17 protein-coding genes and 1 pseudogene are annotated in these 21,651 nt (G+C 47.0%); 6 read left to right on the forward strand and 12 right to left on the reverse strand.

What is annotated here, in order from left to right; all coding sequences use genetic code 11:
- Position 1: 1 nt before the first annotated feature.
- The 4 genes from fdnG to hutC all read right to left on the reverse strand — a co-directional run bounded on the left by fdnG (position 2) and on the right by hutC (position 7,816).
- On the reverse strand, positions 2-3,016 hold the full coding sequence (fdnG, locus tag L5M17_RS10365) for a formate dehydrogenase-N subunit alpha (RefSeq protein ID WP_173496974.1): 3,015 nt from the start codon (positions 3,014-3,016) through the stop codon (positions 2-4).
- A 675-nt stretch (positions 3,017-3,691) separates the two neighbouring features.
- Positions 3,692-5,233 carry a histidine ammonia-lyase gene (gene hutH, locus L5M17_RS10370; RefSeq protein ID WP_173242519.1) on the reverse strand — a complete coding sequence of 514 codons (1,542 nt, stop codon included), beginning with the start codon at positions 5,231-5,233 and terminating at the stop codon, positions 3,692-3,694.
- Between the two features lie 52 nt (positions 5,234-5,285).
- A complete protein-coding gene (gene hutU, locus L5M17_RS10375; protein WP_263147154.1) occupies positions 5,286-6,953 on the reverse strand; it encodes a urocanate hydratase in 1,668 nt (555 codons plus the stop codon).
- 155 nt (positions 6,954-7,108) lie between these two features.
- Positions 7,109-7,816, reverse strand: coding sequence for a histidine utilization repressor (gene hutC / locus L5M17_RS10380; RefSeq protein ID WP_263147157.1), 708 nt, complete (start codon positions 7,814-7,816; stop codon positions 7,109-7,111).
- Positions 7,817-7,989: 173 nt separating this feature from the next.
- On the opposite strand from hutC, the gene hutI reads away from it, so the two are divergent.
- Complete coding sequence (gene hutI, locus L5M17_RS10385) at positions 7,990-9,216, forward strand: imidazolonepropionase (protein ID WP_263147160.1); 1,227 nt, start codon at positions 7,990-7,992, stop codon at positions 9,214-9,216.
- A gap of 111 nt (positions 9,217-9,327) precedes the next feature.
- On the opposite strand, the gene L5M17_RS10390 is transcribed toward hutI, so the two are convergent.
- The 3 genes from L5M17_RS10390 to L5M17_RS10400 all read right to left on the reverse strand — a co-directional run bounded on the left by L5M17_RS10390 (position 9,328) and on the right by L5M17_RS10400 (position 11,520).
- Positions 9,328-10,080 (reverse strand): siderophore-interacting protein, encoded by a 753-nt coding sequence (locus tag L5M17_RS10390; protein WP_263147162.1) that lies wholly within the window; start codon positions 10,078-10,080, stop codon positions 9,328-9,330.
- On the reverse strand, positions 10,073-10,633 hold the full coding sequence (locus tag L5M17_RS10395; protein ID WP_263147165.1) for a MarR family winged helix-turn-helix transcriptional regulator: 561 nt from the start codon (positions 10,631-10,633) through the stop codon (positions 10,073-10,075). The genes L5M17_RS10390 and L5M17_RS10395 overlap by 8 nt, the downstream gene beginning before the upstream one ends.
- Positions 10,634-11,067: 434 nt before the next feature.
- Complete coding sequence (locus L5M17_RS10400; protein ID WP_212600832.1) at positions 11,068-11,520, reverse strand: hypothetical protein; 453 nt, start codon at positions 11,518-11,520, stop codon at positions 11,068-11,070.
- 232 nt (positions 11,521-11,752) lie between these two features.
- Here L5M17_RS10400 and L5M17_RS10405 point away from each other — a divergent pair, with 232 nt between their 5' ends.
- Positions 11,753-12,643: a tyrosine-type recombinase/integrase gene (locus tag L5M17_RS10405; protein ID WP_012088873.1), complete on the forward strand. Its 891-nt coding sequence runs from the start codon at positions 11,753-11,755 to the stop codon at positions 12,641-12,643.
- Entirely contained in the window at positions 12,640-13,725 is a 1,086-nt protein-coding gene (locus tag L5M17_RS10410; protein ID WP_263147172.1) for an IS91 family transposase, read from the forward strand. The genes L5M17_RS10405 and L5M17_RS10410 overlap by 4 nt, the downstream gene beginning before the upstream one ends.
- A gap of 263 nt (positions 13,726-13,988) precedes the next feature.
- Here the strand turns inward: L5M17_RS10410 and L5M17_RS10415 are convergent, their stop codons facing one another.
- The gene (locus tag L5M17_RS10415) at positions 13,989-14,438 is read right to left on the reverse strand and encodes a hypothetical protein (protein ID WP_212600833.1); all 450 of its coding nucleotides are present in this window, start codon (positions 14,436-14,438) and stop codon (positions 13,989-13,991) included.
- A gap of 679 nt (positions 14,439-15,117) precedes the next feature.
- On the opposite strand from L5M17_RS10415, the gene L5M17_RS10420 reads away from it, so the two are divergent.
- Both L5M17_RS10420 and L5M17_RS10425 read left to right on the forward strand, forming a co-directional pair.
- Positions 15,118-15,735 carry an FMN-binding negative transcriptional regulator gene (locus L5M17_RS10420; RefSeq protein ID WP_263147175.1) on the forward strand — a complete coding sequence of 206 codons (618 nt, stop codon included), beginning with the start codon at positions 15,118-15,120 and terminating at the stop codon, positions 15,733-15,735.
- 172 nt (positions 15,736-15,907) lie between these two features.
- Positions 15,908-17,731, forward strand: a complete 1,824-nt coding sequence (locus L5M17_RS10425; RefSeq protein WP_263147178.1) for a glycerophosphodiester phosphodiesterase — start codon at positions 15,908-15,910, stop codon at positions 17,729-17,731.
- A gap of 7 nt (positions 17,732-17,738) precedes the next feature.
- Here L5M17_RS10425 and L5M17_RS10430 read toward each other — a convergent pair whose 3' ends face one another.
- Positions 17,739-18,170, reverse strand: a complete 432-nt coding sequence (locus L5M17_RS10430; RefSeq protein WP_263142250.1) for a hypothetical protein — start codon at positions 18,168-18,170, stop codon at positions 17,739-17,741.
- A gap of 381 nt (positions 18,171-18,551) precedes the next feature.
- On the opposite strand from L5M17_RS10430, the gene mtnC reads away from it, so the two are divergent.
- Positions 18,552-19,232, forward strand: coding sequence for an acireductone synthase (mtnC, locus tag L5M17_RS10435; RefSeq protein WP_263147180.1), 681 nt, complete (start codon positions 18,552-18,554; stop codon positions 19,230-19,232).
- A gap of 105 nt (positions 19,233-19,337) precedes the next feature.
- Here mtnC and L5M17_RS10440 read toward each other — a convergent pair whose 3' ends face one another.
- The 3 genes and pseudogenes from L5M17_RS10440 to L5M17_RS10450 all read right to left on the reverse strand — a co-directional run bounded on the left by L5M17_RS10440 (position 19,338) and on the right by L5M17_RS10450 (position 21,649).
- Complete coding sequence (locus tag L5M17_RS10440; protein ID WP_263147183.1) at positions 19,338-20,429, reverse strand: hypothetical protein; 1,092 nt, start codon at positions 20,427-20,429, stop codon at positions 19,338-19,340.
- A 267-nt stretch (positions 20,430-20,696) separates the two neighbouring features.
- Positions 20,697-21,082: pseudogene (locus tag L5M17_RS10445) on the reverse strand (carboxymuconolactone decarboxylase family protein).
- Between the two features lie 216 nt (positions 21,083-21,298).
- Positions 21,299-21,649 carry a MerR family transcriptional regulator gene (locus tag L5M17_RS10450; protein ID WP_263147186.1) on the reverse strand — a complete coding sequence of 117 codons (351 nt, stop codon included), beginning with the start codon at positions 21,647-21,649 and terminating at the stop codon, positions 21,299-21,301.
- Between the last annotated feature and the right edge of the window lie 2 nt (positions 21,650-21,651).

Consider the following 21,651-nt stretch of genomic DNA (forward strand, 5'->3'; position numbering starts at 1 on the left):
ATCAGATCCCCTCCGCTTTAGTGATGTTAACCAAAAATGCTTTGAACTCAGGCACCTGTGTATTTGCATCCCCCACTTCCGTGGTGAGTACGTTACAGGAGTAACTCTTACGAGTGAGTGCATTATGGCTGCCGTGACGGGGTAACCCGACGGTATGGACTAACTGGCCATTTACCTTTAACGGCTGTAGCCGTTTAGTCACTAAGGCTTTGGTTTCAATGCTGCCGCGTTTAGAGCTGACAGTGACCCAATCCCCATTGGCGATACCTTTTTCTGCCGCTAACATTTCATCGATTTCAACGAAGGTTTCAGGCATAGAAATCGCAGCTAAACGAGCATGCGTAGACCAGAAGTTAAAGTGTTCAGTTACACAGTAAGTAGTTGCCACATAAGGGAAGTCCTTATGGGAACCTAAGGTTTCCTTCACACCCGGTAACATACGTACCGCAGGGTTACTGGTGACCTTGTGTAACGGGTTCAACCCAATAGGCGACTCCATCGGCTCGTAGTGCTCAGGGAACGGACCTTCGGCCAATAATTTAAGGGCGAAGAAACGACCCACACCTTCGGGTTGCATGATGAAGGGGCCAGCGGATTCCTGTGGTGTTAACTTCATATTGAAGTCGCCCACATCGATACCGTGCCACTTACCGTCAACCCACTCGACGATAGTGCGTTTTGGATCCCAAGGTTTGCCGTTGATATCGCAAGAAGCGCGGTTATACAGCACACGACGGTTTGCTGGCCAAGCAAATGCCCAACCCGGAGTAACACCTTTACCGGAAGGATCATGGTTGTCACGGCGAGCCATCAAGTTGCCTTCTTCGGTCCAAGAACCCGCATAAATCCAACAGGCGCTGGCGGTACTACCATCAGCTTTCAGTTCAGCAAAACTACTGAGCTGACGTTGAGTCACGAGATCCTTACCGTTAAGCTCGCGAGCGATTTCTTCAGCGTGCGGTGAGTGAGGATTGTGGTAATTCCAGCTCATCGCGTGCACTGGCTCAGGCAGCTTACCGCCCTCTTGTTTGTACAGTTCACGCATTGCCATTAAGACGCCAGAGAGAATCTCAGCATCTGGCTTGGCTTCACCCGGCGGGTTAGCGCCCTTCCAATGCCACTGCATCCAACGGCCAGAGTTGACGATGGAACCTTCTTCCTCGGCAAAACACGTCGTAGGTAAACGGAACACTTCCGTCATGATTTCAGCGGGATTGACTTCATTGAAGCCATCGGCATTTTGCCAGAAGGTTGCAGTTTCCGTTGCCAAGGCATCCAACACCACCATGTATTTAAGATTACTCAAGGCTTTGAGTACCTTATTACGGTTTGGCATAGAGTTAATGGCGTTAACACCTTGGATAATGTAGCCATTCACTTCGCCGTGGAAAGCCATATCTAAGTGTTTAGTAAAGTCGTACTGCTTGTCCCATTTCGGCAACCAGTCATAACCAAAGTCATTTTCAACCGTAGCGTTATCGCCCCAAAAGCTCTTCATTTGCGAAACAAAGAATTTAGGGTAATTTTGCCAATAGTTGGTTTGACCCGGACGCAGAGCGACAGGGGTATAGTTGTGGAGATAGGTTTTAAGATTAATGTCTTTTTCGTTCGGTAACTTGAGGTAACCGGGCAAGCTTTGACACAATAAACCCATATCGGTCGCGCCTTGCACGTTCGAGTGTCCTCGCAGAGCGTTAACACCACCACCCAACACCCCAATGTTACCCAGCAGCAACTGCACCATTGCCATAGAGCGAATGTTCTGCGCCCCTTTACTGTGGTGAGTCCAACCTAAGGCATACATAAAGGTTGCGGCTCTATCGTGGGTATGAGTGCTACCAATTTGTTGGCAAACGATCTCATAGTCCGCAATCGGCGTACCGGTAATATTGCTTACTGTTTCAAAGTCATAGCGTTCTACATGTTGCTTCATTAAGTTCCACACACAGCGTGGATGTTCGAAGCTAGGATCGATTTTCGCGTAACCCTGTTCGTCTAACTCGTAGTACCAAGACTCTTTATTGTAGCTATCTGTTTCTTCATCGAAACCACTGAACAGACCTTCACTAAAAGAGAAGTCTTCGCGCACTATGTAACTGGCATTGGTATAAGCCTTAACATAGTCATAGTTCACTTGTTTGGTTTCAATAAGATAGCGGATCACCCCGAGCAGGAAAGCGATATCTGTGCCCGAGCGGATCGGCGCATAGTAATCGGCCACAGCGGCGCTACGGGTGAAGCGAGGATCGACCACCAAAAGTTTAGCGTTGTTATGTTGCATAGCTTCTGTAACCCAGCCGAATCCGACAGGGTGAGCCTCTGCAGCATTACCGCCCATAATAATGATCAAATTAGAGTTTTTAATATCGATCCAGTGGTTGGTCATGGCACCACGTCCAAATGTCGGAGCAAGACTTGCTACCGTTGGAGAGTGTCAGTTACGCGCAATAGTATCGATTGCAACTAGGCCCAGTGCCCGTGCAAATTTCTGGGTGATATAGCCGCCTTCATTCGGCATCGCCGACGAGGTCATCATCCCAGTGCTAAGCCAACGGTTAACCGTCATCCCAGCAGAATTCTTTTCAATCAAGTTAGCATCACGGTCATTCTTCATCAGACGGGCGATGCGTTGGTAAGCTTCAGTCCAGCTGATACGAGTCCATTCATTACTGCCTGGCGCACGGTACTCAGGATATTTAAGACGATTAGGGCTGTTCACATAATCCACTAGACCAGCACCCTTAGGACACAAGGCCCCGCGGTTGACTGGATGGTCTGCATCCCCTTCGATATGGAAAATACTTTGTTCGGCGTTTTTGCCGTTACTTCCTTTGCTGTACATCAGCAATCCGCAACCCACTGAGCAATAGCAGCAGTTATTGCGGGTTTCTTTCGCGCTAATGAGTTTGAATTCTCGAACGGCCGCATAGGCCTTTTCGGACATCAATCCCAACGCTGAAATTGCTGAGGTGGCAGCTCCGGCAGCACACAGTCTAAAAAACTGGCGTCTGTTCATTGCGTCCTCTCACACTCTTGTCGTTATGAGTCTAGTGGTTGCTGTGGTAAAAATGGCAACCGATTGAGTGAGTCCTACTAAAGACCACACTTAATTTAAGATTATCCCCAAAGAAGAAATAGATAACAAATAATGACATGAGATCAAGATCCCAAATAAACAACCACAGAACTTAACTCCAAAAAACATTTCAAATAAAGCACCAAAAACCAACAAATGATAATAAAAGCACAATTTAAGGAATTAAAAACCAATAAACCACAAAAGACAATTTGTCCAACATGACAACCCCATATTGTCCCACACCATAGGGTTATGGTTATTAAAAATTATTATATGCATTCAAATATGCATAATGATGGCGGATAAAAACACAAAGGTAACGGTTTATAGAGGGATAGACAGCCACAAAAACTGACAATGTAAAGATTAGGGCAAAAAGTGCAGAGTCTGCGGTGTTAAACACACCAAAATGGCAAAGACAAAGATCGAGGAAAAGCAGATAAAAACCAAAGAAAAAGGCACAAGCAATCTGCCTGCACCTTAAATTTTGCCTTTTAACGCTTATTTTTAGCACATTGAGGCGCAAAATCTGGGCGCGATAACAAAAGCGCCTCAGTGCAGCCTATTCCCGCGGAGTAAACACCTGTTCAGCCATTAAACTAAAACAAACGCCTAAAAGCTGGCTAGCGTTCCTGCTGGCAGATAAGTGTTAAAGCTCGCTGTATACAACAAATCTGTCGCGGCTTCGATATCTGGCGCGAAGTATCTGTCTTTATCGTAATAAGCGACGACTTCACGTAATTCGGCTTTAGCCTTAGCCACTGCAGCACTTGGGGCTAAAGGCGCGCGGAAATCTAAACCCTGCGCCGCCGCTAACAATTCAATTGCCAGTACACCACGGGTATTTTCGCTCATATCGCGCAAGCGGCGGGCCGCAAAGGTCGCCATAGAAACATGGTCTTCTTGGTTTGCCGATGTTGGCAAGCTGTCAACTGATGCCGGATGAGCGTAGGTTTTGTTCTCAGACGCCAATGCCGCCGCCGTTACTTGGGCGATCATAAAGCCCGAGTTCACCCCGCCATTTTTCACCAGGAAAGGCGGCAATTTTGACAGGCTAGAATCGATCAATAGCGCGATACGACGCTCGGCAATAGAGCCCAGTTCAGCAATCGCAATCGCCAGATTATCCGCCGCCATAGCCACGGGTTCTGCGTGGAAGTTACCGCCCGAAATGATATCGCCCGTGTCTTGGAACACCAGTGGATTATCGGTTACGCCATTGGCCTCGGTGCCTAACACATCAGCCGCGTGACGAATTTGGGTCAAGCAAGCCCCCAGCACCTGTGGCTGACAGCGCAGTGAGTAAGGATCTTGCACCTTTTCACAATTAGCGTGACTTAGGCTTATCTCAGACTCTTCACCCAGTAGATGACGGAAGACCATGGCCGAATCGATTTGACCTTTCTGACCACGCGCCGCATGGATGCGAGGATCAAACGGGCTACGGCTGCCCATAGCGGCTTCGACGCTCATGGCACCGATCACTGAACTTGCTGCGAACAAGTCTTCGGCGTGGAACAACCCTTCCAGCGCCAGCGCAGTCGACGCTTGCGTGCCGTTAAGCAAAGCGAGTCCTTCTTTGGCCGCTAAATCGATTGGCTTAAGGCCAGCGATTTCTAAACCTTCGGCGGCAGAAATTAACTCGCCTCGATAGCTCATTTCGCCTTCGCCCAGCATAGGCAAACACATGTGCGCCAGTGGCGCTAAGTCACCCGAGGCGCCGACTGAACCTTTTTCAGGCACGCAGGGATAAACTTCGGCGTTCACTAAGCTGATTAAGAAGTTAATCACTTCTAAACGAATGCCTGAAAAACCACGGCTTAATGAGTTGATTTTTAACACCATCATCAAGCGCACTGTGGCATCTTGCATGTATTGCCCCGTGCCAGCGGCGTGTGACAACACGATAGAACGTTGCAGCAATTGCAGATCTTCGGGCGCTATCTTGGTATTGGCCAACAAGCCAAAGCCCGTGTTGATGCCGTAAACGGTGCGGCCTTCATCCAACACTTTTTGCACGATTTGCGCACTGGTGTTGATATCAGTAATCGCCTCTGGTGCGAGTTCCAGTGTCAACTTATGACGGCTGATTTCGCGCAATTGCGCTAGGCTCAAGCTGCCCGGCGTTAACACTAAGTGATTCACAGATTTCATATTTTTAGCTCCAAGCTTTTAGTTATTATTGTTATTGAGTCGTTAGCATCGGCTAGTCTTGCATAGGTAAATCGAGGCCCTGCTCCTTGGCGCAGTTTTTCGCAATCTCGTAGCCCGCATCGGCATGGCGCATCACGCCTGTCGCTGGGTCATTCCACAACACGCGGCCAACCCGTTTTGCCGCCGCATCTGTGCCGTCACACACAATGACCACACCCGAATGTTGGCTAAAGCCCATGCCGACGCCGCCGCCGTGGTGCAAAGACACCCAAGTTGCGCCGCTGGCGGTGTTGAGTAGTGCGTTCAGTAATGGCCAATCGGATACTGCATCAGAGCCGTCCAGCATAGATTCGGTTTCCCGGTTCGGGCTGGCCACTGAGCCAGAATCTAAGTGGTCGCGACCGATTACCACGGGCGCCGACAACTCACCGTTTTTAACCATTTCGTTGAAAGCTAACGCCAAGCGAGCGCGATCTTTTAAGCCCACCCAGCAAATACGCGCAGGCAGACCTTGGAAGGCAATACGTTCGCGCGCCATGTCTAACCAATTGTGCAGGTGTGGATTATCTGGGATCAGTTCTTTGACTTTAGCGTCGGTTTTGTAGATATCTTCGGGATCGCCAGATAACGCCACCCAGCGGAACGGGCCAATGCCTTCACAGAACAGTGGGCGAATATAAGCAGGTACAAAACCTGGGAAATCGAAGGCATTTTCAACGCCCATTTCAAACGCCATTTGGCGAATGTTGTTACCGTAATCGAGCGTGGCTGCGCCGGCAGTTTGCAAATCGAGCATGGCTTGTACTTGCACCGCCATCGAGGCTTTCGCCGCCTTAACCACAGCAGCTTCGTCGGTTTTACGCATGGCCGCAGCCTCAGCCATAGTCCAACCCTGCGGCAGATAACCGTTTAATGGGTCGTGTGCAGAGGTTTGGTCGGTCACCACATCAGGGGTAACGCCGCGTTTAACTAATTCAGCAAACACATCGGCGGCATTCGCTAATAAGCCCACTGATACTGGCTTACCAGCTTGGTTCGCTTCTTCAATCATGGCTAATGCTTCATCGAGCGAAGTAGCTTTTTTGTCAACATAGCGAGTACGCAGACGGAAATCGATGCGGGTTTCGTCGACTTCACAGGCTAACACTGAGAAGCCAGCCATAGTGCCCGCCAGCGTTTGTGCGCCGCCCATGCCACCTAACCCGCCAGTGAGGATCCATTTGCCTTTAGAGATACCCTCAAAGTGCTGTTTTGCGACCGACACAAAGGTCTCGTAAGTACCTTGGACTATGCCTTGAGTACCAATGTAGATCCACGAACCCGCCGTCATCTGGCCGTACATGGCCAAACCTAGCTTATCTAACTCGTTGAAATGTTCCCAGTTCGCCCAATGTGGCACTAGGTTTGAGTTAGCAATCAGTACGCGCGGTGCATCCGCATGGGTGCGAAATACGCCCACAGGTTTGCCCGATTGCACTAATAAGGTTTCGTCGTCTTCGAGGCGTTGTAAGACTTCGATGATTTTGTCGTAGCAATCCCAATCGCGGGCGGCGCGGCCAATACCGCCATAGACGACTAAGTCTTCTGGGCGCTCGGCGACATCTGGATGTAAGTTGTTCATTAACATACGCATTGGCGCTTCTGTGAGCCAACTCTTACAGCTTAATTGTGTGCCATGCGGTGCAATAATACGGCGGCTTGGGTCGTGGCGCTTATCCATTGAATTTTCCTCTTTCAACCTGTGGTGCTAACTCGTATTCGCTAAGTCGCTAATACGGGTTAGCACTATTGTTTTTATTGTGTTTTTATCTTTTAACTTATAAGGGTACAGCTATCAAAGTTACTGATTTACATCTGTTAATCACGCCACTGGCGTTACTTGCTAAAGGTTAAGTGGCCGCCGAGTTTAAAGCGGCTACCTGGGTGAACTAATTTTGCGAAACTCACGACGCCTTGGCGTGACCAAGTGCGGCGTAAAATCTGTAAACAGGGCTCAGTGGCGGGGATTTCGAGCCTTTGCTGTAATGCTTCACTGGCGATAATCGCTTCAATCGTGTGATGCGCCTCGGTCAGCGGTGCCACTTGGGACAAATATTCGTGGGGTGTCTGCTGGGTAAAATCCTGCAATAAATAATCGGGTACCAGCTCAGGATTCACATAACGCTCTTCAACTTGCAACGGTAAGCCCTGCTCGCAATGCACTAAGATCGAATGGAAGACTGTCGCACCGTGCTCAAGCCCAAGGGAAATTGCGATACTCGTACTCGCCACGACTTGTTCTAACACCCATTGCTGCACGCTATAGCCGTGGCCGCGGTCTTTTATCTCATCGGCAATATTGCGGATCGCCAACATAGACGACTGGGATTTACACCCTGCGACGAAGGTGCCTAGCCCTTGAGAACGCTCAAGCACACCGCTATCCGTCAGTTCGGTTAACGCACGTCGCGCCGTCATTCGGCTGCAGGTAAACAAATCGGCAAGCTGATTCTCAGAAGGCACGCGAGCATGCTCTTCCCACTCACCCGACTCGATAGAGGAGATAATGTATTGCTTAATTTCTGCAAACTTAGGTGTAGCCAAAACATTTCCTCAATATAAAGCGCTAGAATCTAGGTGCTATTCACTCTTTCAAACGTTCAAAATTGCGGCTACAATCCTAGCTTGTATATACAAGTAAATACAAGCCAGCTCACATAAATTTAATAAACCGTTAATCACTTGGTTAACATCTGCCAGCACAGCAAGGGGAATACATGTCTTGGGATCAGGTTTGGATAGACGTTAACTTAGCCACAATGGACCCTTCCGTATCAGCACCTTATGGTTCGATCACCAACGCGGCCATCGCAGTAAAAGATGGCAAAATTGCTTGGCTTGGCCCCCGCAGCGAACTGCCCGCCTTCGATATGTTGTCAATTCCCGTTTACAGGGGCAAAGGCGGTTGGATCACCCCAGGATTAATTGACGCCCACACCCACTTAATCTTTGCCGGTAATCGCGCCAATGAATTTGAGTTACGCCTACAGGGCGCCAGTTACGAAGAAATTGCTCGTGCAGGTGGAGGTATTATTTCAACCGTTAAAGCTTGCCGCGAAGCGGATGAAGCAGAATTATTTGAACTCGGCCGTCAGCGTTTAAACGCGCTGGCCAAAGAAGGGGTGACTACGGTTGAGATCAAATCGGGTTACGGCTTAGATACTGAAACTGAATTGAAAATCCTGCGTGTCGCCCGCGAGCTCGGCAAGCATCACCATGTAGATGTGAAGACCACATTCCTTGGCGCCCATGCGATTCCGCCAGAATATAAAGACAATAGCGACGGCTACGTCGACTTAATTATCAATAAGATGCTGCCCGCAGTGATCGCCGAAAACCTCGCCGATGCGGTAGATGTGTTCTGCGAGAATATCGCCTTTAACCTTGAGCAAACCGAACGGGTACTCAGCGCAGCCAAAGCGGCGGGCTTAGAGATTAAGCTCCATGCCGAGCAGTTAACTAATATGGGTGGCAGTGCACTGGCCGCACGTCTTGGTGCTAAGTCTGTAGATCATATCGAATATTTAGATGAGACAGGCGTAAAAGCCTTAAGTGAAAGCGGCACCTGCGCCGTACTACTGCCGGGCGCCTTTTACTTTTTGCGGGAAACCCAAAAACCACCTATCGATTTATTGCGCCAATACGGCGTACCTATGGTACTCGCCAGCGATTTTAACCCAGGTTCATCCCCCATTTGCTCAACCCTGTTGATGCTGAATATGGGCTGCACCTTGTTCCGTTTAACACCAGAAGAAGCCCTAACAGGACTCACCTTAAATGCCGCCAAAGCACTCGGAATTGAAGACACTGTTGGCAGTTTAGTCGTTGGCAAACAAGCCGATTTTTGTCTGTGGGATATCGCCACGCCTGCACAGTTGGCCTACAGCTACGGCGTCAATCCCTGCAAAGATGTAGTGAAGAATGGCAAGCTAGTTCACCAGTAGCATAGTTCCATCAATAATAGGTGCATCAATAATAGGTGCATCAGCAGCATAAACGGCATAAGCGAAGGTTAGATAAGGTCGCTCAATCAAACTTGGCGACCTTATCTGAATTTAAACACTGGCCCCATTTTCTAACAGCTCATCTTCTTGCTTTACCAGCTTATGCTCACCTTCGTTACAGCCTATTTTCCAATAGCTCGAGGTATAAAAATGACTCTTAGGCAATGCATGCGCTTGCTTAAAGTGTCTTCTTAACGCGCGCATACTATTAAATTCACAGGCAATCCATACGGCAGGCTCGCCAGCAAGCCAAGGTAATTGGGCTATTCGCTCAACCAAAGGGCGACCTTCGGGATCGGCCTCAGGATTGATCACCCAATGCAGCTCGACATGTTCAGGATGCACGAGAGGTTGAATGTCGGCTTCGCTCAATACTTCAATCACGGCATAACCCACGGCATCCTTTGGTAATTGCGCTAAGTTCACGCTAATGGCGGGTAAGGCTGTCATATCACCTGCGAGTAAAAACCAATCCGCCTCAAAGTTGATCAGTTTTTTAAGTCCGGGTCCGCCAATTTGAATGAGTTCGCCCACCTGCGCCGTTTTCGCCCAACTCGATGCGGGGCCGTCGGTATCGTGCAGCACAAAATCCACATCGATTTCATCATCGCGTTGCTGACGGATAGTGTAAGTTCGCATTAATGGACGCTCACCCGCTTGTGGGAATAACAACTTGATATAGGCACTCTCTTGATCGGCAGGAAACCCAGCCAATCCCGCACCGCCTAAGGTGATGCGTAACATATGCGGAGTGATATAAGTCGAGCGGATCACTTCTAGCTCACGTGGTGCAGGTTTATTCATTATGATTTTCTCCTATTGCGTTTTCTGCCGTTAAGCGCAACTCAATGGCTCCTTTTCCAGCCGTATCTTTTGGCTTACTAGATGGTCTTTTTTGAGTAAGGCAATCAGTTTCACTTTTGGCGGCAGCGGCATCATCCACACTTTTACTGATCCTATTGGCAAGTTTAATAAAAGTATCGACTTCGTCTGAACTGAGCGCCTGCGTCATGCGCGCCACGGTTTTACGTTCTGAGGCATTGATCTGAGTCATGATCTTTTCCCCCTCAGCCGTGGGTCGCAGCAACTGACTGCGGCCATCCTTAGGGTTATCGATTTTAGTGATCAACCCACTCTGCTGTAGCTCATTAAGAACACGGGTAATTTGTGCTTTATCCCGCTGCATACGCAGGGCGATAGACTGGGCCGTCGATTCAGGATTACGACAAACCCCCTTCAAGGCACGGATATGAGTGACAGGTAAATCAATCTTTTGTGCAGCAATATCACTACGCAATTGCTTTTTGTAGGCTTGCACTAATCTGTGCAAGGTTTCACTGAGTGACAATGAAGGCATAGAAGGCTCTCGATATAGTTGACTGTATCAACAATATCGAGATTAGTTGATTGTGTCAACTAAGTAACCCTGTACTGAGTGTGCGGCAATGTGCAAATAATCAGAAAATGATTAAGCACTGGCTTTCCAGTGACGCGCCATAAACTCATCCTTGAGGGCTCGACCGTGACATCCCTGTCACGAACGGTCCCTTACATGCCAGCGCTTAATCTCATCAACTCCCGCGCATATTAACGATCTAATTTAGCCATTAGCCTTATGCAATTTACGTTTCAGGAAACTGCGCCGCCATCACAAACTCGTTATGTTGATAATGTGGCATCATCAAGATGGCTTGAATCAGTTCTTAAGGAATTTGATTCATTTTAGGGTAAAAAAATGCCCTCCAATACCCGATAACAGGGCTTAAGGGCATGTTTTAGCGGAGTGATGAATCAGTCTGGGGTAGAGTGATTCACTGGCTCATTTTTGGAGCCAAATACATCGTATGCTGTTATTGCCGCAGCACCGACAGCTACTACTACCGCGAATATTGAAGCTATAAGCGTGTGTTTATAGCGTTGATGTTCAGCTTTTAGATTGGCTACGGCTGACGCCAAAACAGGAAACTGTATACAATGACGTTGTTTATCTACTTCAAACTCAAACAACTTAACCTCAACACCTTTGGATTGTTGATATTTGTATACATTAGCTAAGTGATAATACAATCGACCAAATACTAATTCTGGGTCGGCATGCAACTTCCCTGCAATGAACTTGCAGTCTATAGGCACATATACTTTCCCAGCTCTAATTGTTTTATCTGAATCATACAATGCGAACTCTGATTTATAGTGGTTATAAATACATTCAAGCAACTCTAAATCAGTTGGATTTTTATACACTTACAACTCTCCTCAAAAAACATAACGCCTTGCTCACAGGCGAGTAAGTTGGTGCTGTTTTTGCTGCCTTTTCTTTTAGCAAAAACCACGACAACTGTATCGAGTCCGCGTGCAGCAACTTGTTGAACGAAGCCGCTTTGCGGCAGGAACAAGATAAAACCATCCTTTTGCCCCTCATCCTAAATACTTGCTAGACGCGACCTGCTTCGGTCGCAAACCTAGGAGTATCATCATGGACATTCACGAACAACAACGCTTTGATTTACTTTATGAACAACATCTTACCAACTTAACCTTGCAAGGCAAGCGGCCTGCAACCATTGATGCCTATAGCCGAGCTATACGCCGTATTGCGGCATATTTTGACTGCTGCCCCGATACCCTGACCACCGATGATTTAAAGCGCTATTTTGCCGACTTAATTGCCTCACATTCATGGAGCACCGTCAAACTCGACCGTAACGGCTTGCAGTTTTTCTACTTTCACGTCCTCAATAAATCTTGGCAGTGGCTTAATATTGTTAAGCCACCACAGGTGAAACACCTGCCCGATATCCTGACGCCCTGCGAGGTCGCGATAGTTATCAGCCTCACGCGTCAGCTACGTTATCAGGTCTGTTTCTTAACCCTGTACAGCATGGGATTGCGCCTTGGTGAAGCAATTTCATTACAGGTCGGGGATATTGATGCGGGGCTGATGCAGGTGCATATCCGTGATGCTAAAGGTGGCAAGGATAGACTGGTGCCGTTACCTCAACGCACCTTGTTAGCCTTACGCTATTATTGGCGCACCCACCGTCATCCTCGTTGGCTATTTCCGGGTAAAGATAATCAACCTGACTCACTCATGGACAGAGGCGGGCTCCAAAAAGCCATGAAGCAAGTCATTGCCGAGTGCAACATTCATAAAGCCATCAGTCCGCACAGTCTACGCCACAGTTATGCCACCCATTTACTGGAGCAAGGACTCGATTTGCGCTCAGTGCAAACACTGCTTGGCCATCACAGCCTAAATACCACCGCCCGTTACACGCGGCTCACTGATATCACCCGTAAAAATACCTGTGAGGCAATTAACCAACTGACCAACGACTTAGCTTTGAGGTGGGAGTGTGGGTTATGAGCCAGTTTATCGATATTTTACGCCAACATCTGGCGGATTTTCGGCGGCATTATGCCCATCAAATCACCCCAGAAATGCAGGATGCTATCCATGCCATGCTCAGCTGTCGCTGTAACACGGCGAGGGTAAGCTGCTGGGGTTGTCAAACCTGCGAACAACAGCTCGAGTTTCCGCTCTCTTGCGGTCATCGCAGTTGTCCACAGTGTCAACATGGCACCACATGTGACTGGTTGAGTAAACAACAAGCTAAGTTATTACCGGTGAATTATTTTATGGTGACCTTTACCTTGCCGTTTGAATTAAGAGCCATAGCGAAGTCGCAACCCGAGCCGTTCTATCACGCCATGTTTACCGTGGCAGCGAGTGTACTCAAAGACTTTGCCGCACGCTCCCCTAAGCTCAGTGGTGACATCGGCTTCACCGGCGTACTGCATACTCACAGTCGGCGCAGAGACTACCATCCACATCTGCACTTCATTATCCCAGCAGGGAGCTACCACTCAGGCAAGCGGCAATGGCGCAAGTGTCAAACCCATTACTTATTTAACGCCTTTAATCTTGCCAAGGTGTGGCGAGCACGTTTACTGGCTTATCTGAGTGACACGCTTCAACTCACCCTACCACATCAATCCCACTCGAAATGGGTGGTCGATTGTCAGTTCGTGGGTAAAGGCGAACCTGCACTGCAATATCTGTCGCGCTACCTTTATCGGGGCGTATTACCCGACAGCAGTATTTGTCGTCATGTCGATAATCAGGTGAGTTTTACCTATCAAGACAGTCAGGCCCGCTGCCAACAAGTACGCAGCTTGCCCGCCGTCGAATTTCTGTGGTTGGTACTGCAACATGTGTTACCCAAAGGATTACGGCGAGTACGAGACTATGGCTTACTGCGAGGCAATGCCAAAAAGCTACGGCAACAAATCCAACTGATGTTGGCTGTCGCAGGTGCAGTGTTCCCCATGTTACCTGAGGTCAAACGTACCTTAGCCGTGCGCTATTGCCCTTGCTGCCATCAAGCTATGCATTTTATGGGTGTTCATATGCATCATCGACCGACAGGCGCTAATATCACCGCTTAAGGCGAGAAGTATAAGGATAACGGGTTAACCAAACAGAATGAGGACTCGATAACAGCTTGATGAACAAGTGATAAAAATATTAGCTCGTTCGCTAAGGGCGGATCATGTCTGCAAAAAAGTCTCTTTCAAAGTACGACCTTAGCACCCTCAAATTCTCAATCAGCTATTTGCATAATAAAGTGTCAACAACCAGCATCGGGCTTGTTCAACACTTGGGATAAGGTCGCGGCTACGCGCGGCCTATCCTTATTTGTTATACGCTTTTAAGTATTCAAAAAAAATTCCATTTTTTGGCTTAGTTCTTTAATTGCAGGACCAAACCAATTTGCAGCTTCCGTGGCATCTTTAGCTAACAAATCCATTACTTCGATATTATCTACCAAATCATCACGGTTCTTTTTTACTGCATTTATTTTAAATGATTTTTCATGCATCTCATCTAATAATGAATATATTGATGGTTCCGTTGAAAAAAGAAACTTTGCAGCTTCCTTTTTTTCAATGAACTCTCTTACAAGCTCCTTTGATGCACCAGAGCCTGTTAGTTCTTGGTAAAACGTCAAAGAAACTGAATAGACTTCAAATCTTTTATTGTATAAATCCAGCTTTAATTTATTTCTATTTGTTTCCAATTGCTGGTATGCAATATAAGCCAGAAATCCTGCCATTAATGTCGATATCACAAAGTCTTTGATTAAAATTAGTTCATCCATAGTGTCCCCCTTAAAGTTAGCGACAAAGTTCAATTAGCGTATAACGTCTTAGTATTTATGCGCTGCGCTGTTTACCTCATTAGACCAGTAAAAACGCGTATTGTTAACTAATTGTATTATAAATAAATTATCATATTTCTATCCAATAGACCATCTGGATAAATGCGCAAACAAATGAGCTTAAAAACACTCAAAAGCATCTACATTTAAATACAACTGTACCCATACATTGTTAGTCGATCTCTGGTAAGGCCAAACATAGGCAAATAGATAAGAATTTGTATGGCAGCAGGAGTGGGAATTTTCGGTTGAGCTAACGAGCCGAAACACGGAATGGGGCACCCGAAGCCAGCGCAAAATGGCTGTGTTTTCGCGTGTGAACCAGACTAGGCAAGTCTGATTCACGGATTTAACGAGGCTAGATGTATACGCAGGTCTTAACTAGATTAAGCACTCGCATGGATGTGACCGTCCGCGGCATGGATGCCACGTTCGAGCATACACGGACGTACTTGCTGCGAGTCACAGTAATGCGAGTGTTTAATCTCCGAGTCTGAGTTCAAGTCCATACGATTTTGATTTTAATAAGCCACAAACTAACACTCTAAATCCCCTATCGACTTCCGACTTTTTCCTTGTAATATAATGCTTTCACTCATGTTGAAACCCAAGGATGACAATGTATACCCCTAAGAATATGGCGATGACAGATCTGCAGGCCATTACAGGTTTTATCACACAAAACAGCTTTGGTTTACTGGTTTCGTGTTCACTGAATGCAACTCATATTCCCTTTGTACTCGATGCAACAGCGGGAGAGAAAGGCGTGTTGTACGGCCATGTTTCGCGAGCGAACCCACATTGGCAAGAGCTTGAAAAACAGCGGGTATTAGTGGTTTTCAGTGGTGCACACGCTTACATTTCACCAACTTGGTATGATGCTAAACCTGCGGTGCCTACATGGAATTATGCGGCGGTGCATTGTTATGGTGTCGCAAGCCTGCTGAGTGATACCGAAACCCAAGATATGTTGGACACATTAGTGGCGAAGTACGAGCCAAAGCTATTACAAGATAAACAAATTATGCCAAATGAGTATCAGCAAAAGCTGCGCCAAGCCATAGTCGGCTTTAAGATTGTGATTGATGAGATTCAAGCAAAGGAAAAGCTCGGTCAGCATAGATCTATGAGCGATCAACAGGGAGTGTTCAGCGGCTTAAGTGCCAGCACTCATGCCGATGCGACACAATTAGCCCACTATATGAATCAACGGGATATCGGCAAAGGCAATGGCTGAGCCCATGCAGCTAAACCAATACTTTGATTAGTCACTTATACGTCTTCTGTAAAATCATTGAGAAGAAGACTTTAACGGCTTGCCCATATCTAAAACATTGCACGAATGACTAACCGTCAACCAGAAACGCTGCTAAATTACAGTCCTAAACTCGCACGATTAAGGAAGCTGCATGCTCAATCCTGAACACAGTTACTGGCATGACACGCTTAAAGCCATTCGTCGCTGCGGTAGAAAACTCATTGAATTTGAACTGTTATTCACCTTAGTGTCGGCGGGTATTGTCGTCCCGTCTTTTGGCTGGCTACTGCGCCATCTGATTGCCAAAACGGGCAATGTCACCATTACCAATTACGACTTAATCGCCTTTGCCATGTCTCCCTATGGCTTGCTGTTTATGGTCATTACTCTATTCAGCAGCTTTACCGTGTTTTTTACCCAACGTGCTGGAGTCACTATTCTCGCAGCATCTGGCTTATACGATATTCCCATTGGCCCAGTGCGGGCGCTGATTTTCGCGACAGCGCGCTTACCCGTATTTATTCGCCTTGGTAGCATTTATGCAGCTTGCTTATTGCTGCTCAGCGTACCTTTTATCGGGTTAGGATATCTGATTTTCAGCGTGTTTCTACAGGGACACGACATCAATTACTACTTGTATTTCAAGCCTATAGACTGGTATCTCGCCTTAACGAGTATGGCGTTCTTAGCGATAATCTATGTCCTTGTTGCCTTATATCTGTGGGCCAAAGCGGCCTTTTCACTAACAATTATTGTGAGTGAAACGACCGATGCTTTGACGGCACTCAAACGCAGTTGGCAATTAAGCGCAGGCAATGAACGCCCGATTATGTGGCACGCTGCGGGTTGGTGGTTGAGGATAGGTGCTTTGGTGTATCCCTTAATACTGCTGATCTCCTGGGGTGCCGATAGCTTACTCGATAGGGTTACGCTGACACTTTCGACAGAATTAGCCATATTGGCCCTCGTCTCTGCACTGATTTTTATGCTCAGCGCGGCATGGTCCTTACTCGGAATGTTTGGGGAAGCCTTTATCATATTGCTGTTATACCGCCAACTGGGAGAAAAACCCGCAGGGTTAGAACGCCTTGGGCGACAAACGGTAAAAAGAACGTCTGAACTGTCGATTTATACGATAAGCGGGGTGTTGATCGGCACTTTTTTAATCATGTTGGGGTTAGGGGTATATGCCCTCAATAGTGAACCACAAAGGGATGACATCCTGATTACTGCCCACCGTGCTGGCGCTGCTAGGGCACCAGAAAATACCCTTGCGGCTTTGCGTTTAGCGATTGCAGAAAAGGCGGATTATGCCGAAATCGATGTGCAAACGGCATCCGATGGCACCTTAATGGTATTGCACGATGCTGATTTAATGCGCATAGCGGGCGATTCTAGGCGAGTTGCCAACCTCAGTGCGAGTGAAATACAACAACTCGATGCGGGGAGTTGGCACAGTGCCGCCTTTGCAGGTGAATCCGTACCAACACTACTAGAGATGCTTAATGAGGCACGCAACAAAATCGGTTTGAACATTGAGCTTAAATATAATCAAGCCGATCCCAGCTTGGCACAGGCCGTTGTCGCCTTATTGCAACAAGAGAAAATGACACAACAAGTCGTCATTACATCACTCGAAGCAAGAGCCATTGAAGAAGTGCAACGACTCGACCCTTCCATTCACACTGGCCTTATCGTCACTCAATCCATTGGCGATCCCATTAAGGCGAATACACAATTCTTAGCGGTCAATCAATCGATTACTAACGAAAAATTTATCGCCCGTGCACACAAAGGAGGTAAGCAAGTGCATGTATGGACAGTAAATAATCCACGGCAAATGCGGCGCATGTTGGCGCTGGGAGCCGATGTGCTCATTACCGACTATCCGCAAGAGGCCGTGGAAATCCGAGAACAGTGGCTCGCGTTATCCCCTGTTGAACAAACGGCACTGCGCCTACGCTATGTTCTGTAAATTCTGCTTATTTACTCAACCTCGCCTCGAAACGCTTAGCTCTGCGTTGAAGCAACCAAAAGAGGCTTAACACCCCAAATGAAGCGGCTAAAGTGGTCAACGTTAGAGCAAAACCTTTGAATGAAAACAGGTTTAAAGTAAAACCATCTAATACCAGTACCGCCAAGCCAAGGGGCATTTGGATAAGCACAGCGGTAAACCAATCGAAGGGAAGTTTAGGAAAGATCCTGTGGTAAGCATAAAGCACTAAACCTGCAAGCAATATCAGCAAACTCGCATCATGAGCCGCCAATAAAAGATACTCCACACTGTTATGCGAGATGTGAGGCACCGCACTCAACATGTCCAACATATAACCCACGCTGGCGACCAATGAGAAGCTGATAAAACTCAATAAGGCTAATAGGATACCAAAGCCAAGTGCGGGTAAATATTTCATGTAAGGTCTCTCTATTCGCAGGTGAAATATGCTGTCTCGTCTCCCGAAAACCACAGCATGCAAGGTATAAAGGAGTAAAGAGACTTTAACTACAATAGCAGCCTAAATTTCCCTTAGCTATTAAGACCATAGTCTTATGTCTACCACAAACTTGTGCGCAATAAACGAGATGAAATCCAGTATCAAGTTAGTGTTTTCTCGGATAATCAGTGGATAAGCTTTTAAAATTACTAGATTAATCAAATTTCAATCTTATCGCTTAGTGATATCACCCACAATTTGCCCATGTGTTTGGGTGAAATAGACTAGCCAATTTCACCAATAACGCTTAGGATCGGAGTTGCATTTTTTAGCCAACATATTGTGGAGTATCAAAACATTATGGGTATCAGAGCCATAGTCGTAGACACAGCAGGCACCACGACAGACCTAAACTTTATCCAAGATGTACTATTCCCCTATTCTGTCAAAGCCTTGCCAGACTTTTTAGAACAGAACCAACACAATGTATTGGTTGAAAACTGTATTTGTGACACTAAAGATATCGCCCTAGAGCCCGAGGCTGACTTAGCGCGTGTAACTGAGATCCTGCAACAGTGGGTCAACGAAGACCGTAAAGCTACGCCACTTAAAACCTTACAAGGGTTAATTTGGAAACAAGGCTATGCCCACGGTGAATTTAAGGGCCATATCTTCCCGGACTTTATTGAAGCAGTGAAACGTTTTAGCGCACAAAATCTGCGTATTTACAGCTTTTCATCCGGCTCAGTCGACGCGCAAAAACTGTTGTTCGGCCACAGTGACGGCGGCGATTTAACTGAAATGTTTAACGGCCATTTCGACACCCGCACGGGCAACAAATTAGATAAGCAGGCTTACTGCAATATCCTCAACACTATCAGTTTAAGCCCCAAACAAGCGCTGTTTGTGTCTGATGTTATTGAAGAATTAAAGGCTGCCGACGCTGCAGGAATGATGACCTGCCAAATGGTTCGCGACAGCAAGCAACGCACAGGCGAGTTCCGCAAAATCAGCAGCTTCGATGAGCTGCTGATTGAATAATACGATTGTTGAATAACGTGATGGTTGAATAACACGATAGTCAGCTCAAGCTGATTTAGCCGATAAAACGAAAGCGACCTTGTGGTCGCTTTTTTATTAATTGACTCAATTGCCCTTCACCGCCAACGGAAACGCGGCCGAGATACATTTTTCCACCTCAAAACGATAACCATAATCCGCATTCTTATCGGGTGTGATCAACAAAATCTCGTAATCATTTAATTCAATCACATTCGACTCGGCAGGCTTTTTACAACGCGAGCGGCCATTGGCTTCAAGTGAAAATGCAAACGTAGCTAGCCATTGCCGCACTAAGTACTGATATTGAGTTCGCACCGAGGCGTAGGCCTTTTTGCGCTCTTCCTCTTCCAGCTCGCCGTCATCATTACTATTCTCAGCCTTGCTCGATTTATCGCTTTCAGAGTCAAGAGCAGTCTGAGTTAGCTCTACAATCGGTACCGTCAGCACATCGGTCGCATCCGGCAACCGTCCCGATTTAGGCTCGCGAGGCGCATGCTTAGCGGCTTCTTGGGGAGAGGTAATAAAGTTGCCAAATGAGGTTTCAATGCGCGTCTCTAAATCAATTAACAGGCTCAAGTGATACAAAACCACAGTCGCTAGCACGATACGGATCAAAAAAGTCGTTTTACGGAATGAAGTATGCGAGGTAAGCCGTAACGATTTGACGCCTAAAGGTTTAAGCAAAAAGATCAATATTAAATAGATAGGAATAATCAACTGCAATGCCAGCAGCACAATCGCGCTTACCATCAAAAACCAAGCGGGCATATAGAGTAGAATCGCTAAGTTATGGGTGTAATTGAGATCGCTTGCTGAGACCCCAACCACTTCGTTGACTATCGCGCCAGACCAGCCCAAAGCAAAGTTGGCAATCATCGCATAAAACAGCAACAACACAGCTTTGCCCGCCAAACTGTGCCAAACCCGCTCGAACACAGGCCAAAACTCGATGGCCATAGCGATTACGGCAATCACAGCGACCAACCCCATTAACTCGCTACTAAAAGCCAATATCAAAGCAATAAGATACAGCTTTTGCGCAAAGGATAACTTAGCAACCCCTAGGATAAGACAGCGCCAGAACTTGCCCAAACCTAAACGGATGTCACTCAGTGATGGTAAACTGAGCTTTCGCAAGTATTGGCGAGCCGCCCCAATGTAACCGATTAAATTCATTATTATTTTACATTCCATTGAAATAGTAAGACGGGCAACATTTGCCACTGTAATGTGCAAAGCACAGTGATGGCAACTGTGCCACTCAATCTCGGTACATTGGTCACTTTGGCTATCTCTAGCCAAAGTCGAACGCTCTGCTTAGAGTCGAATGAAAGCTCTGCAACACCCCATCGCCAGTTTAAATCCAACTAAAATGAACTTGAGAGGAAATCAAAGCGGCCTTATCGTCACTTTTACAAATCAATAAACCTGACTCAGGACTAACTAAACGACGCTTAACTCCCGCTCAGAAAATACGGTTTTAGCGACAAACATGCCATTAAGTGCAGCAGGAAAGCCAGCATAAACCGACATTTGCAATATCACCTCAACAATTTCCTGCGCGTACAACCGACATTCAATGCGCCATTAATATGTACGTTTAACTGTGGCTGGCAATGCCCTAGCGCCGTGAGTGCGGCAACTGTCACTAGCTCCCGCGTCTTAAGGTCGAGCCCTTCACGCTGATAAATATCCCCAAAAGGATATTCAATAATGTACTTGCTTAAGTCAGGGCAAATATCGGCAAGACTGCGGATGACTTTCTCCCCCGCCTCACCGTCGATTTCAGTCAGTTTAGCGAGGCCCTGCACATATCTTTGATTACTCATTTTTAGCTCCTGCTGGATTAAATCACAGCAAGCAGCCTAAACCTTAGAGTTAACTCTAAGTCAATGGTTCATTGATGCATGACACAGGCAATGCGGATCAGTAAGACTGCCCCTCTACTTAACTCGCTGGCTAGAGGCACAAGCAAGCAAATAGAAAAGTAAATAATATTAGCTTTTTAGCATTTAACCACAAATGTTAGCGACTGAGCTTAGCCACTAAAAATGAGTTTGGTAATAGTGAATTTTTTGCTTAAGAGCAGCCAAATGCTCCTGCTCTTGGCGAATACGCTCAGCCAATTGTGTTGCATGTTGCTCGAGCAACTGCTGTCGCTGGCCAGCGGTTACATCGCCTTGGACACGCAACTCGGCATAGGTCAATATCTGCTTTAACGGCATGCCCGTTTCTTTTAAGCGATTGATAAACCCAATCCATTCCGCTTCTTTCGCCGCATAATCACGATGCCCGCTGCCATTTCGCACGACAGACTGCAGTAGGCCAATTTTCTCGTAATATCTGAGCGTATGCGCCGACAGCCCTGTGAGTGTAGCAAACTGACCTATGTTCATAA

This window comes from Shewanella sp. SW24 (assembly GCF_025653395.1).
GTDB classification, from domain to species: domain Bacteria; phylum Pseudomonadota; class Gammaproteobacteria; order Enterobacterales; family Shewanellaceae; genus Shewanella; species Shewanella oncorhynchi.